Origin of the sequence: Anaeromyxobacter sp. SG64 (assembly GCF_022690745.1) — a bacterium.
GTDB classification, from domain to species: Bacteria; Myxococcota; Myxococcia; order Myxococcales; family Anaeromyxobacteraceae; genus Anaeromyxobacter; species Anaeromyxobacter soli.
The window spans coordinates 1-13636 of sequence record NZ_JALCZB010000028.1 but is presented as its reverse complement, the minus strand read 5'-3'; the positions used below and the strand labels follow the sequence as shown (position 1 = coordinate 13636).

12 protein-coding genes, 1 tRNA gene and 1 pseudogene are annotated in these 13636 nt (G+C 71.8%); 8 read left to right on the top strand and 6 right to left on the bottom strand.

Annotated features, from left to right (window positions below; genetic code table 11):
- Window position 1 precedes the first annotated feature (1 nt).
- The 3 genes from yidD to rpmH are packed head-to-tail and all read right to left on the bottom strand — an operon-like array spanning window position 2 to window position 725.
- Window positions 2–226 carry a membrane protein insertion efficiency factor YidD gene (gene yidD / locus MNZ29_RS10790; protein WP_242334134.1) on the bottom strand — a complete coding sequence of 75 codons (225 nt, stop codon included), beginning with the start codon at window positions 224–226 and terminating at the stop codon, window positions 2–4.
- Window positions 223–567, bottom strand: a complete 345-nt coding sequence (rnpA, locus tag MNZ29_RS10785; RefSeq protein ID WP_242334131.1) for a ribonuclease P protein component — start codon at window positions 565–567, stop codon at window positions 223–225. The genes yidD and rnpA overlap by 4 nt, the downstream gene beginning before the upstream one ends.
- An 8-nt stretch (window positions 568–575) precedes the next feature.
- Complete coding sequence (rpmH, locus tag MNZ29_RS10780) at window positions 576–725, bottom strand: 50S ribosomal protein L34 (protein WP_242334129.1); 150 nt, start codon at window positions 723–725, stop codon at window positions 576–578.
- A gap of 293 nt (window positions 726–1018) precedes the next feature.
- On the opposite strand from rpmH, the gene dnaA reads away from it, so the two are divergent.
- The 8 genes from dnaA (at window position 1019) to MNZ29_RS10740 (ending at window position 10187) form a co-directional block, all read left to right on the top strand.
- Window positions 1019–2401: a chromosomal replication initiator protein DnaA gene (gene dnaA, locus MNZ29_RS10775; RefSeq protein WP_242355156.1), complete on the top strand. Its 1383-nt coding sequence runs from the start codon at window positions 1019–1021 to the stop codon at window positions 2399–2401.
- Window positions 2402–2745: 344 nt separating this feature from the next.
- Entirely contained in the window at window positions 2746–3876 is a 1131-nt protein-coding gene (gene dnaN / locus MNZ29_RS10770; RefSeq protein ID WP_242355154.1) for a DNA polymerase III subunit beta, read from the top strand.
- 8 nt (window positions 3877–3884) lie between these two features.
- On the top strand, window positions 3885–4994 hold the full coding sequence (recF, locus tag MNZ29_RS10765; RefSeq protein ID WP_242355152.1) for a DNA replication/repair protein RecF: 1110 nt from the start codon (window positions 3885–3887) through the stop codon (window positions 4992–4994).
- A 187-nt stretch (window positions 4995–5181) separates the two neighbouring features.
- Entirely contained in the window at window positions 5182–7569 is a 2388-nt protein-coding gene (gene gyrB, locus MNZ29_RS10760) for a DNA topoisomerase (ATP-hydrolyzing) subunit B (RefSeq protein ID WP_242334233.1), read from the top strand.
- Window positions 7570–7637: 68 nt separating this feature from the next.
- Window positions 7638–8633 (top strand): 3-oxoacyl-ACP synthase III family protein, encoded by a 996-nt coding sequence (locus MNZ29_RS10755; protein WP_242355150.1) that lies wholly within the window; start codon window positions 7638–7640, stop codon window positions 8631–8633.
- A gap of 100 nt (window positions 8634–8733) precedes the next feature.
- Window positions 8734–8807: transfer RNA gene (locus MNZ29_RS10750), tRNA-Gln, on the top strand.
- A 62-nt stretch (window positions 8808–8869) separates the two neighbouring features.
- Window positions 8870–9379, top strand: a complete 510-nt coding sequence (locus tag MNZ29_RS10745; RefSeq protein ID WP_242355148.1) for an archaemetzincin — start codon at window positions 8870–8872, stop codon at window positions 9377–9379.
- Between the two features lie 7 nt (window positions 9380–9386).
- Window positions 9387–10187, top strand: coding sequence for a hypothetical protein (locus MNZ29_RS10740; RefSeq protein WP_242355146.1), 801 nt, complete (start codon window positions 9387–9389; stop codon window positions 10185–10187).
- Window positions 10188–10257: 70 nt separating this feature from the next.
- Here the strand turns inward: MNZ29_RS10740 and MNZ29_RS10735 are convergent, their stop codons facing one another.
- The 3 genes and pseudogenes from MNZ29_RS10735 to MNZ29_RS10725 all read right to left on the bottom strand — a co-directional run.
- Window positions 10258–11172 (bottom strand): alpha/beta fold hydrolase, encoded by a 915-nt coding sequence (locus MNZ29_RS10735; RefSeq protein WP_242355144.1) that lies wholly within the window; start codon window positions 11170–11172, stop codon window positions 10258–10260.
- A gap of 7 nt (window positions 11173–11179) precedes the next feature.
- Window positions 11180–13216 (bottom strand): heterodisulfide reductase-related iron-sulfur binding cluster, encoded by a 2037-nt coding sequence (locus MNZ29_RS10730; protein ID WP_242355142.1) that lies wholly within the window; start codon window positions 13214–13216, stop codon window positions 11180–11182.
- Window positions 13217–13367: 151 nt separating this feature from the next.
- Window positions 13368–13636: pseudogene (locus MNZ29_RS10725) on the bottom strand (hypothetical protein); the annotation flags it as partial.

Sequence of the window (13636 nt, the reverse complement as noted above, 5' to 3'; positions counted from 1 at the left end):
GTTACCTCTCGGACTCCGGCACCGGATCGATGCCGCCGGGATGGAAGGGATGGCACTTGAGAAGCCGCCGCGCCGCGAGCGCCGACCCCTTGAGCGCGCCGTGGCGCTCGAGGGCCGTCACCGCGTAGGCGGAGCAGCTCGGATAGAAGCGGCAGGCGGGCGGAAGCAGCGGCGACACGAGCCGCTGGTAGAGGCGCACGAGGAGCACGAGGGCGCCCCGGATCACGCGCTCCCCCTCGGGGCGAGCCGCGTCCGCGCGGCCGCGAGCGCGAGGCGGATCCCGTCCCTACCCGCGGCGAGCGCGCCCGCGCGAGCGATCACGACGAAATCCACCGCGGGCAGATCACCCTGCATCGCGCGGAACTCCTCCCGCACCCAGCGCTTCACCCGGTTGCGCTCGACCGCGTTCGCGATCTTGGACGACACCGTGATCCCGATGCGCGGCCGGGCTCCGCCGGAGTCGAGCGACAGGACGAGCACGTCTCCGGCGTAGAGCCGCGTACCGCGCTGCTGGACGAGGAGGAATTCGCGGCGGCGGCGCAGGCGCGCCGCCTTGGGTAGCTTCACCTGCAGTGCTACTTCTTCGGCGTGCTCGGCGTGAGGCGCTTGCGACCCTTCGCGCGGCGGCTCTTGATCACGTTCTGCCCGCCCGGAGAGCTCATGCGCTTCCTGAAACCGTGCGTGCGATTACGGCGCTGCTTCTTCGGCTGATATGTCCGCTTCATGGCGCGGCAACCTCCCCGATCAGTCGCGAGATGTCAAGGTTTCCAGAGACTTGGCCCGTTCCGCCGGACCCTCGCGCGATCCGTCACCGCCCCGTCACGCGAAAAGCTCGTCGTTTCGCGACCACGCACGACGCCCTTGATCCTCTCGGTGAACCTTGGCTAACTTCCGCCCCCACGCAACACGAGGCCGCCTGCACTCTCGCCCTACGAGCGCCGAGTGAGCCGTCGTCCGGAAGCCCGGGCGTCGGAGGGGGGATCCTCGTTCCGTTGCGCGCACCTCGGGGGACAGCAGCATGGACTCGCGCGCGAGCGCCAAGATGATCTCGCCGGCAGACGAGCTCTGGTCGCGCCTCGACGCGTTCCTGCGCTCCCGGCTGCGCCCTGACCTGTACGACCGCTGGTTCGCGCCGCTCCACCTCGTCTCGCTCGAGGGGAGCCGGCTGCAGATCGCCGCGCCCGACCGCTTCCACCGGGACTTCGTCGAGGACAACTACCGCTCCTTCTTCGAGGAGTTCGTGCCGGGCCTCGCCGGCCAGGCGGTCCAGATCACGTTCGTGGTGGACGCCGCGCCGCGCCTCGCGACGACGCCCCTGCCGCTCGCGGACGGCCCGGCGCTCACGCCGGTGCCCCGCGCGGCGGAGGCGGCGGACCCGCGCGACTCGCGGCCGAACCCGCGCTACACCTTCGACACCTTCGTGGTGGGCGAGTCGAACCGCTTCGCGTTCGCCGCCGCCCAGGCCGTGGCCGCGAACCCCGGCCACACCTGGAACCCGCTCTTCCTGCACGGCGACTCCGGGCTCGGCAAGACCCACCTCCTGCACGCCCTCGCCCACGCCATCCTCGACAAGCACCAGGGCGGGCGCGTCGCCATCGTCTCCTCGGAGCGCTACACGAACGACTTCGTCGCCGCGCTCTCGAAGGGCACGATGGACGAGTTCCGCCACAAGTACCGCGAGTGCGCCGCGCTGCTCGTCGACGACGTGCAGTTCCTCGCCGGGAAGGACAAGACGGCGGAGGAGTTCTTCCACACCTTCAACGAGCTCCACGATCACCACGTGCAGATCGTCCTCTCGAGCGATCGCAGCCCGAAGGAGCTGAAGGGGCTCGACGCCCGGCTCTGCTCGCGCTTCGAGTGGGGCATGCGCGTCCAGATCGAGGTGCCCGAGTTCGAGACGCGCGCCGCCATCCTCCAGAAGAAGGCGGAGGTCGAGTCGATCGACCTGCCCGGCGAGGTGACCCAGCTCCTCGCCAGCCACATCCGCTCGAACGTGCGCGAGCTCGAGGGCGCGCTCATGCGCCTCGCCGCCTTCGCCTCCTTGAAGAGCGAGCCCATCACCGTGCCGCTCGCGCGCGACGTGCTCGGCGACGTGATCCCGCCCGAGGGCTACAAGCCGCCCATCGAGCGCATCCAGGAGGCGGTGGCGGCGCACTACGGCCTCACCGTCGCGAAGCTCACGAGCGCCTCGCGCGAGCAGAAGATCGCGCAGCCGCGCCAGGTGGCGATGTACCTCTGCCGCGAGCTCGGCAAGGAGAAGTTCCAGTCCATCGCCGAGCGCTTCAACAAGAAGGACCACACCACCGTCATCGCCGCGGTGGAGCGGATCCGCTCGCTCATGGAGAGCGAGGAGACGGTCCGCACCGCCGTGCAGGTCCTCACCGCGAAGCTCGCGCCCTGAGCCGCGCGACGCCCTCGACCCCGCTCCCGTTCGCGCGCGGGCCGCTACAGGCGGCCTCGCGCGTCCTTGCGTCCGCTCGCCGGGCGCCCGCGACGGCTCGGCTCGCCTCCCGGGCTCGGCGCGAGGCTGTGGATCATCTGTGGATCCGGCACCGATCCTCGTGGGGACGGGGTGTGGACCGCTGTTGACACCGTTTCTCGGCCCGCGCTACACAAACTCGACCCAAAGGGATCCGGAGAGTTTTCCAGGCCGAAAGCTCCAGGAGTTTCGCGGGTTCCGAGCCCTTATCCACATCCACTCGGCCCCTGCTGTTACTTCTAGGATCACAAGAAGAGGATCTTCCCATGGAACTGAAGATCGGAGTCGCTGAGCTCTCGAAGGCGCTCGGGCGCTCCCAGGGCATCGTGGAAAAGAAGAGCACGATGCCGATCCTCTCCCACGTCCTCCTCGAGGCGAAGAAGGGTCAGCTCGTCGTCTCGGCGACCGACCTCGACCTCGCCGTCTCGTCCGAGCACGGCGAGAGCTGCGAGGTGCTGAAGGAAGGCGCCCTGGCCGTCTCGGCCCGCCACCTGTACGAGATCGTTCGCGCCCTGCCCGAGCAGCAGGTCACCCTAAAGCGCGCGAACAACAACTACCTCGAGGTGCGGAGCGGCCCCTCCGAGTTCCGCATCGTCGGCCTCCCCGCCGAGGACTTCCCGGCACTCCCCCGCTTCGAGAAGGTCACCTTCACGGACGTGAAGCCGGACGAGCTGCTCGAGATGATCGAGCGGACCTTCTTCGCCGTCTCGAACGACGAGACCCGCTACAACCTGAACGGCGTCTACTTCGAGCCGAGCCCCGAGGTGCTCCGCCTGGTCGCGACGGACGGGCACCGCCTGTCGCTCTCCGAGCGCCCCTCGAGCAGCACGTTCGGCCTGAAGCGCGGCGTGATCCTGCCGAAGAAGGGGCTCCAGGAGCTGCGCAAGCTCCTCGCCGAGGCCGTCGAGGGGGGCACGGAGGGCGGCGAGACGAAGCTCGGCTTCGTCGAGAACAGCGCCATCTTCCGCCGCCCGGGCGTGATCCTCTCGATGCGGCTCATCGAGGGGCTCTTCCCGGACTACCGGCAGGTCATCCCGAAGCAGGGCGAGAAGGTGGTCCGGGTCGGGCGGGACCGCCTCCTCGAGACGCTGCGGCGCATCTCGCTCCTCTCCACCGACAAGGCCCACGCGGTGAAGCTCGAGCTCGGGAAGGGCACGCTCCGGGTGCTCTCGCAGAACCCGGACCTCGGCGAGGCCAAGGAGGAGGTGCCGGTCGAGTACGAGGGCGAGCCGCTCAAGATCGGCTTCAACGCGCGCTACCTCATGGACGTGCTCGCGGTGGTGAAGAGCGCCGACGTGCAGCTCGAGCTCGCGGACGACCTCTCCCCGGGCGTGCTCCACGGCGGCGACGAGAAGGATCAGGGCTTCACCGCGGTGGTGATGCCGATGCGGATCTGACGTCCCGGGTGAAGCTCCTCTCCCTCGCCGTAAAGGACTTCCGCAACCTCGCCGAGGTCGTGCTCGCGCCCTCGCCGCGCGCGACGGTGCTCCTCGGCGAGAACGGCCAGGGGAAGACGAACCTCCTCGAGGCCATCTACTTCCTCACCACGCTGAAGCCGCTGCGGGCGGCGCGCCTCGTGGAGCTCGTCCGCCACGGCGCCGAGCGGGGTGAGGTCGCGGGCGACTTCGACGGCCCGGGCGGCGTGCGGCGGGTGGCGGTGCAGGTCGCCGCCGGGGGACGGGTGGCGCTCCTCGACGGAAAGCCACAGGAGCGGCTCGACGACTACTTCGAGGGGCTCGCCGCCGTCTGCTTCGCGCCCGACGACCTGTTGCTCGTGAAGGGCGGACCGGAGGGTCGCCGCCGCTTCCTCGACCGGGCCGCCTTCAACCGCTGGCCGGCTGTGCTCGGCGAGGCGCGCGACTACGTGCGGGCTCTGCGCGCCCGGAATGCCGCCCTGCGCGGCGGGGTCGCCGAGGTCGAGGCGAGCTTCCGCGCCCCGCTCGCGCGGGCCGGGGCGCGCCTCGTGCGCCGCCGGCAGGCCCTCGTCGACGAGCTGGCGCCGCGGGTGGGCGCCGCCTTCCGGGAGATCTCCGGCCCCGGCGCGCCGGACGCGCGCTTCGCGTACCGGCCCTCGGCCGGCCTCTCCGGCGAGGGCAGCGAGGCGGAGCTCGCCGCAGCGCTCGACGCGGCCCTCGGGGCGCGGCTCGAGCGCGATCGCGAGCGCGGCTTCACCTCCGCCGGCCCGCACATGGACGAGCTCGTCCTCGCGCTCGACGGCCGCGGCGCCCGCGCCTACGCGAGCCAGGGACAGCAGCGCGCCCTCGTGCTCGCCCTCAAGATCGCCGAGATCGAAAATCTTCGGGCGGCGCTCGGCCGGCCGCCTTTGCTCCTGCTCGACGACGTGTCGTCCGAGCTCGATCCCGCCAAGAACCGCTACCTGCTCGCCTACCTGGCTGCCCTGCCGGCGCAGGCGTTCCTCACCACCACCGACCGGCGGCTGCTCGAGCCCGCGGCCGGCCCGGATACGACCTTCTATAGGGTAGAGCGCGGGGTGGTCACGCCGCTCGTTTCCTGAGTAGATCCGATAAGTTGGGTTGACGAAGGGAACGTTGCCAGCAGCCGCCTTGCCTGCTATACCCCACTGTCTCGCCTAAGCTGCGGGAACCCTTCGGGGAAACGACGGAGGAACCCCCCTGGAAACCGCCGAGAAGAGCCTTCAGCCGACGAACGGCGTGGAGGAGTACGGAACCGACGCGATCAAGGTGCTCGAGGGCCTGGAGGCGGTCCGCAAGCGCCCGCACATGTACATCGGCGACGTGGGGGAGCGCGGGCTCCACCACCTCGTGTACGAGGTCGTCGACAACTCGGTCGACGAGGCGATGGCGGGGCGGGCGAACGAGATCAACGTCACCATCCACGCCGACCGCTCGATCACCATCGTCGACAACGGCTCCGGCATCCCCATCGGCCCTCATCCCACGGTGAAGGGGATGGACACGCTCGACGTGGTGCTCACGAAGCTCCACGCCGGCGGCAAGTTCGAGTCGAACGCGTACAAGGTGTCGGGCGGCCTCCACGGCGTCGGCGTCACCTGCGTGAACGCGCTCTCCGAGTGGCTCAAGGCCGAGGTCTACCGCGACGGCAAGGTCTGGCAGCAGCGCTACGAGCGCGGCACTCCTGCGGGCAAGGTCACGGCCGTCGGCGAGACGCAGCGGCGCGGCACGAAGATCACCTTCAAGCCGGACTCGACCATCTTCGAGGTGTTCGACTTCTCCTTCGAGACGCTCTCCGGCCGCCTGCGCGAGCTCGCCTTCCTGAACGCCGGCCTCAAGATCACCATCGACGACGAGCGGAGCGGCAAGAAGCACGAGTTCCTGTTCAAGGACGGCATCCGCGAGTTCGTGGCCTACCTGAACAAGAGCCGCGACGTGCTCTTCCAGCCCCCCATCTCGCTCCGCCAGGAGGTGGAGACCGAGCGCGGCGCCGCCGTCGTCGAGATCGCCCTGCAGTGGAACGACGGCTACGACGAGAAGGTCTTCGCCTTCGCGAACAACATCCACAACCACGAGGGCGGCACCCACCTCATCGGCTTCAAGACCGCCCTCACCCGCACCATCAACGCGTACGGGCAGAAGAACAACCTGTTCAAGGACCTGAAGGACGAGCTGCCCTCCGGCGACGACATGCGCGAGGGGCTCGCGGCGGTGATCTCCATCCGGCTGCCCGGCGCGAGCTTCGAGGGTCAGACGAAGACGAAGCTCTCGAACACCGAGGCGAAGAGCATGGTCGAGACCATGCTCAACGAGCGGCTCGGCGCGTTCCTGGAGGAGAACCCCAACGTCGCGAAGCGCGTCTGCGGCAAGGTGGCGGAGGCGACCCGGGCGCGCATCGCCGCGCGCAAGGCGCGCGAGACGGTGCGCCGCAAGGGCGCGCTCGACGGCGCCTCGCTGCCGGGGAAGCTCGCCGACTGCCAGTCCAAGGACCCGCGTGAGTCCGAGCTCTTCCTAGTGGAGGGCGACTCCGCAGGCGGCTCGGCGAAGCAGGGCCGCGACCGGCGCATCCAGGCCATCCTCCCCCTGCGGGGCAAGATCCTGAACGTCGAGAAGGCGCGCTTCGACAAGATGCTCTCGTCCGCCGAGATCGCGACGATGATCACCGCGCTCGGGACCGGCATCGGGCCCGAGGAGTACGACGCCGGCAAGATCCGCTACCACAAGATCGTGATCATGACGGACGCGGACGTCGACGGCTCGCACATCCGGACGCTGCTCCTCACCTTCTTCTTCCGGCAGATGCCGGAGCTCGTCGAGAGGGGCTACCTCTACATCGCCCAGCCGCCGCTCTACCGCGTGCAGAAGGGCAAGAAGGAGAGCTACCTCAAGGACGAGCCGGCGCTCGACGAGTTCCTGCTCCACCTCGGCACGGACAAGGCGAAGCTGGTCTCCGGCGAGACCGTGGTGGGGGGGCACGACCTGAAGCGCCTCGCGCAGGAGGCGCTCGCCTACCGCGCGCTCCTCGCCCGCGTCGATCGGCGCCGCGACAGCCGCATCGTCGACGCGGCGGTCCAGCTCGGAGACCTCGACCTCGAGCTCCTGAAGCACCACGAGAAGGTGAAGGAGCAGGTCCAGAAGATCTACGACCGGGCGCAGAAGCTCCACCCCGAGCTCGAGGTGCGCCTCGCCAAGATCGAGCGCGACGAGGAGCACGGCTGCGACGCGCTGGTGTTCCAGACCACCATGTCGGGCGCCACCCGCACGACGCGCATCGACTTCGACTACCTCTCCGGCCCGGAGTGGGGCGAGCTCGCCGGCCTCTACGCGGCGGTGGCGGAGATCGGCCCCGGCCCGCACCGGCTCCAGACCGGCGAGGGCGAGGAGGAGGTCGACGACGTCTTCGCCGCGGTGGAGGCGCTCAAGAAGAGCGCCACGGCGGGCCAGACCATCCAGCGTTACAAGGGGCTCGGCGAGATGAACCCCGAGCAGCTCTGGGAGACGACGATGGACCCCACCCGCCGCACGCTCCTGCAAGTCCGCGTCGACGACACCGTCGAGGCGGACGAGGTCTTCAGCGTGCTCATGGGCGACGCGGTCGAGCCGCGCCGCGAGTTCATCGAGAAGCACGCCCTCGACGTGCAGAACCTCGACATCTGACAGCAGCCGCCCGCGCGCGAAGGGCTCCTCCCCTTTCGCGCGGGGCGCTCACCGCAAGGACCCAAGCGATGCCTCGCGCCGCCTTCGCCGCCCTCGGCACCTTCGTCCCCGACCGCGTCGTCACGAACGAGGAGCTCACCCGCCACATGGAGACCACCGACGCGTGGATCCAGGAGCGGACGGGGATCCGTGAGCGGCGCTGGGTGCGCGAGGGGACCGAGAACTCCGACCTCGCCTTCGAGGCCACGAAGCGCGCGCTCGACAAGGCCGTCTGGAAGGCGGGCGACATCGAGGCGATCATCTACGCCTCCCTCTCGCCCGACCACATGTTCCCGGGCGACGGCTGCTTCCTCAACGCGAAGCTGGGCATCCCCGGCGTGCCCGCGCTCGACATCCGCAACCAGTGCTCGGGCTTCCTGTACGGGCTCTCCGTCGCCGACGCCTGGATCCGCGCCGGCGTGTACCGCCGCATCCTGCTCGTCGGCTCGGAGATCCACTCCACCGGGCTCGACGTGTCGACCCGCGGCCGGGACGTGGCGGTGATCTTCGGCGACGGCGCCGGCGCGGCCCTCCTCGAGGCGACCGACGACCCGGGCCGCGGCGTGCTCTCGGTGCACCTCCACGCCGACGGCCGCTTCGCGAAGGATCTCTGGACCGACGCGCCGGGCTCCAAGTACCACCCGCGCGTGCAGGTCGCGCAGATGGAGTCGGGCGCGATCTACCCGCACATGGAGGGGCAGAAGGTCTTCAAGCACGCCATCTCCAAGATGCCGGAGGTGGTGCGGCGCGCCCTCGACCAGCACGGCCTGACCCCGAAGGACCTGAAGGTGCTCGTGCCGCACCAGGCGAACCTGCGCATCGCGCAGATGGTGCAGCGCAGCCTCGAGCTCGAGGACGCCCAGGTCTTCAACAACATCCAGAAGTACGGGAACACCACCGCGGGCTCCATCCCCATCGCGCTCGCCGAGGCCGTCGAGGAGCGCGGGGTCTCGCGCGGGGACCTCGTCGGGCTCTGTGCGTTCGGGGCGGGTTTCACCTGGGGGAGTGCCCTGGTACGCTGGTAGGTCGCTGCCGCGCGGGAGGATTCCCGCCCGCGCCGTCGAGAGGAAACCCGCGCCGGGGAAGCGCAGCGAGGAAAAGCAGGCCGCCCGTGCGTCGCAACGATGAGGCGTCGTCCAACGGCAGGACTGCGGACTTTGGATCCGCGTATGAAGGTTCGAATCCTTCCGCCTCAGCCAACTCCGGCCCGAGGCCGGGCAGCGCGCGCGCGGAGCTGAAGGCGCTGGCGCGCCCGAGCCACGTGCTCCTCGTGCCGCTCGGCGAGGTGAGCCCGAAGGTCGTCGCCGAGGCGGCCCAGGCGCTGCGCGAGGTGCTCGGGGTCGCCGCGAAGAACGGCCCCTCGCTCGATCGACCGCGCTACGCGTTCAACGAGGCGCGCGGCCAGTACCACGCCACCTCGATCCTCCGCCGCCTCGCCTCGCTGCGCACGGGCGGGAGCGGGCCGGTCCCGGTGGTGGGGATCACCGACGTCGATCTGTTCCTCCCCGACGCGCCCTACGTCATCGGCGACGCCGACCGCGACGCGGGGGCGGCGATCTTCTCGCTCGCGCGGCTCTCGCACGGGGCGCCCGCGGAGGTCCGGCGGCGCGCGCAGGTCGAGACCGTCCACGCGACCGGCCACCTCCTCGGCCTCTCGCACTGCGCGGACTACCGCTGCGCCATGTTCGTCTCCCGCGACGCCGCCGACTCGGACCGCAAGGGCCCCGGCCTGTGCTCGAGCTGCCGCGCCGCGCTCGGCTCGGAGGGGTGACGCCGCGGTGCGGCGGCTCTGCCAGACGGAGCGGTCGAGCTGCGGCGCGTGCTGCGGGCTCTACAACGGCCGCGACCTCTCCCGCGAGGGCCTGCGCGCGGAGCTCTCCCGGCGCAGCCGCGCACTCGCCCGCGTGCCGCGGACGCCCGCGGCGTTCCGCGCCGCCGCGGCGGCCATCGCCGCCGACTCGCCCGCGCCGCTGTTCCCGTCGGTGCGGATCTGCCCGCTGCTCGGCTTCCTCGACGCGGCGGAGACGCGCGTCGGCTGCCTCGCCCACCCGCTCGCGACCGGCGGCGCCGACCTGCGCGACTGCGGCGTCTACGACGTCACCACCTGCGACGCGTTCCTCTGCCCGAGCCACGCCTGGCTCACGGAGGAGGAGGCGGCGCTCCTCGACCGCGCCCTCGCGGACGACTTCCACCTCTACGGGCTCGTCGTGACGGACGTGCCGTTCCTGCGCGCGGCGCTCGCGGGCGTGTCGGCGCGCACCGGGGCGAGGGTGGAGCTCCGCCACCTCGAGCACGCGCCCTTCCGCTCCGCGCTGCGGCGGCTCTTCGCCCTCAAGGAGGAGCTCGCCCCCGGCTCGGAGGGGCTCTTCGGTGCGTTCCGGCCGGGCAGGGACGGGGAGCCGGTGCCGCGCCGCATCGACTACGAGGCCCTGGGCGCCGCGCCGTCGCCCTATGACGAGATCCTCACCTGCGTGGGCGCGGACCCGCGCTCCGGGAACGACCTCGAGCTGTTCGAGCGCGAGGTGACGCGCCGGCTCGACGCTGCGGCGGCGGCGTTCCCGCGCGCGGGCGGTCGCTAGCCGGCGGCGAGCTCCGCGCGACGCTCCCGCGACGCGAGGCCCGGCTGCACGGCCGCCCACGAGTCCGCGCTCAGCGCAGGAAGCCCGCGCGCCGCGCCACGTCCCGGATGGCGTCGGCGATGGGGCCCGGCGCCTCCTCCTGCGGGTAGTGGCCGGCGGAGAGGCGCGTCACGCGCGCCCGGGGCAGCGCCGAGGCGACGCCGCGGAGGGCGCGGCCGAGCACCGGATCGCGCTCGCCCCACACCACCGCGGCCGGGCCGTCGAAGGCGGTCGCGACGGCGAGCGCGCGCTCGAGGCCGGCGACGGAGGGGTGATCGGGGCGGAGCGGGACCATCCGCGCGAGGGCGAGGGGCGCCGTGCGATCGCGGAGCCGCCGCAGCGGCCAGCGGTAGGCGCGCGCGACGTCTCCGCGGATCGAGCGGCGATCGGCCTGCGCGAGGTGGAGCGCGTTCTGCGGGAAGCCGAGGAGCCGGAAGAGGAGCGCGGGGAGGACGGGTAGGTTCGCGAGGCGGTGGAAGGCGGTCTTGCGGGAGCCCGGGCGCGGGGGTCCGACGCCGGTGTTCGTGACGACGAGCCCGGCGAGCCGGCCCGGCCGATCGGCGAGGGCGGCGAGGCCGATGGGGCCGCCCCAGTCGTGCACGGCGAGGACGAAGCGGCCGGGGACGACCGCGTCGAGGAAGGCGCCCATCACGCGGGCGTGGTTCTCGAGCGTGTGGAAGCGCGGGTCGCGCGGCTTCTCGGAGAGGCCGAGGCCGGGGAGATCCGGCATGACGAGGCGGAGCGGCGCGTCGCGGAGCCCATGGGCCACCTCGCGCCAGAGGAAGCTCCAGGTCGGGTTCCCGTGGAGCAGCACGACCGCCGGCGCGCCGGCGGGACCCGCCTCCATGACGTGCAGGGCGAGGCCGCCGGCGACGACCACCGAGCGCTCGAACGGGAGCGCCCGGGAGAGGAACGGCGGGAGCGGCGGGGCGGGGAGCCGCTCCACGAATCCCCTACCCTTCGCGCGGCGCGCGCGCGGCCGGGAGCCCGAGCGCGACGATCTCGGCGACGTCCAGGACCTTCAGCTTCTCCTCGCGGCCGGTCTCGTTCACGCCGTCCTTCATCATGGTGAGGCAGAACGGGCAGCCGGTGGCGATGACGCCGCCGGTCTCGCCGAGCGTCCGGGCCGCCTCCTCCACCCGGTTCTGGTTCACCCGCGTGCCGAGCTTCTCCTCGAGCCAGAAGCGGCCGCCGCCGGCGCCGCAGCAGAAGCCCTGCCGGCGGTTGCGCTCCATCTCGACGAGCTTAACGCCCGCGACGGCGCCGAGCGCCTCGCGCGGCGCCTCGGTGACGCCGTTCCAGCGCGCGAGGTAGCACGGGTCGTGGAAGGTGACGGGCCCGAGCCCCTCGGCCGCGCCGGGCGTGAGCCTCCCGTCGGCCACGAGCTTCGCGATGAGCTCGGCGTGGTGCACGACCTCGTAGCGCCCGCCGAACTGCGGCAGCTCGTTCTTGATCGTGTTGAGGCAGTGCGGGCACTGGACGAGGATCTTCTTCACGCCGTAGCCGTTCAGCGTGTCCACGTTCGCCTGCGCCTGCAGCTGGAACAGGTACTCGTTGCCGAGGCGGCGGGCCGCCTCGCCGTTGCAGGTCTCCTCCTCGCCGAGGATGGCGAACGAGACCTTCGCCTCGCGGAGGATCCGCACGATGGCGCGCGAGACCTTCTTCTGGCGGTCGTCGAACGCGCCGGCGCAGCCCACGAAGAACAGGTACTCGAACGGCTCGCCGGCCGCGGCGCGCGGCACGTCGAGGTCCTCGCACCACTCGGTGCGCTTGTTCGAGCCGATGCCCCAGGGGTTCCCCTGCGTCTCGATGCCCTTGAACACCCGGGCCGCCTCGTCCGGGAAGGCCGACTCGACGAGCACCTGCTGGCGGCGCATGTCCACGAGGCGCGGGATGTTCTCGATGAGGACCGGGCAGGCCGTCTCGCACCAGCCGCAGGTGGTGCAGGCCCAGAACGTCTCCGGCGGGATGACCGAGGTGATGGGCGGGAGCCCGGCGAGCGCGGCGTCGCGCGCGGCAGGGTCCTTTGCCCGGGCCGCGGCGGTGAGCGCGGGGGCCACCTCCGCGAGGTGGTGCCGGATCGACCGGTTCACCTCCTTGTGCGAGAGGGGCTTGCCGGTGACGTAGGTCGGGCAGTGCGTCTGGCAGCGCCCGCACTCGGTGCAGCTGTAGACGTCCCAGGCCTCCTTCCACGACAGGTCCTTCACGGTCGCGGTCCCGAAGCTCGCGTCCTCCGCCTCGAGGTCGAGCTTGCGGAGCGCGACGGCGGGGGGGAGCCGCGCGAAGAAGACGTTCGGGAGGCCGGTGATGATGTGGAAGTGCTTCCCGAACGGGAGGACGTTCAGGAACACGAGGATGAGGGCGAGGTGCAGCCAGAAGGCGAGGACGCCGAGCGCGTGCGCCTGGCCCGCCGAAAGCGGCGCGAGGAGCGCGCGGCCGAGCGCGCCGGCCGGTCCCCACGCGGAGCCGGGCGCTCCGCGCGAGAGGAGCTCCGACCCCTCGAACACGAGGTCCGTCACCATGAGGCCGGCGATGAAGAGCAGGATCACGACGCCCTCGGTCGAGAGCGTCACCCGGTCCGGCTTCGTGACGAGCCGCCGCCAGAGGAACCCGGCCACGCCCACCAGCGCCGCGAGCAGGACGAGGTCCTTCACGAGGCCGTACACGCGGCCGAGCGGGGCCTCCGGCGCGAGGAGCGGCAGGTGGAACCCCTCCGAGAAGCCCATCCCGAACATCGTGATCGTGCGCAGCGCGAGCACGAGGAACGCCGCGAAGATGACGACGTGGAGGAGGCCCGGGCCGCGCTCCTCCGGATCGACGAGCCGCTTCTGGCCGAGGCCGAAGCGGAGGAGCGTCGCGAGCCGCTCGCCGGTCCGCGAGAGCCGGTCGTCGCGCCGGAGCGCGAGGAGCGGCGCGATCCTCTGGAGCATCGTGAACGCGAAGAACGCGAGCGCGAAGACGAGCATCGCGGCCGTGAGGAAGGGGCTCATGACGCGGCACGCTATCACCCCGCTCGGGCCCGGCAAGTCGCCGCAGCGGTCACGGCGGGGGGGCGAAAATGCCATGTCGGGAAGCGAAGAGGCCGCCCGCGGACGGGCGGCCTCCAGGCGTCTCGACCTTCACCCGGTGCTATGCCGGCTTTCAGCGCCGGCCGTTGCCCCGGCCGTCCTTCTCGTCGTCGTCGCCCTTCTTGTCCCCGCCCTGCCCGCGGCCGTTGCCATTGCCGTTGCCGCGGGGGCCGGCGCGGTCCGGACGGCCGCTCGGGGCGGGGGCGGGCGCGGCCTGGCCGGGCGGAGTGCCGCCGTGGCCCGGGGCGGCGCCACTGTTGCCGGGCGAGGACGGCGCCTGCGCGGGAGAGGCGGCGCGGCCGGGCGTCGAGCCGTGGTCGCGATCGTCGTCGCCGCGGCCCG

What these genes read in the sequence shown, in the direction of transcription:
- MNZ29_RS10755 (WP_242355150.1), top strand. Translation starts at nt 7,638, where the DNA reads ATGCCTCGCGCCGCCTTCGCCGCCCTCGGCACCTTCGTCCCCGACCGC.
- MNZ29_RS10730 (WP_242355142.1), bottom strand. Translation starts at nt 13,216, where the DNA reads ATGAGCCCCTTCCTCACGGCCGCGATGCTCGTCTTCGCGCTCGCGTTC.
- dnaN (WP_242355154.1), top strand. Translation starts at nt 2,746, where the DNA reads ATGGAACTGAAGATCGGAGTCGCTGAGCTCTCGAAGGCGCTCGGGCGC.
- rpmH (WP_242334129.1), bottom strand. Translation starts at nt 725, where the DNA reads ATGAAGCGGACATATCAGCCGAAGAAGCAGCGCCGTAATCGCACGCAC.
- dnaA (WP_242355156.1), top strand. Translation starts at nt 1,019, where the DNA reads ATGGACTCGCGCGCGAGCGCCAAGATGATCTCGCCGGCAGACGAGCTC.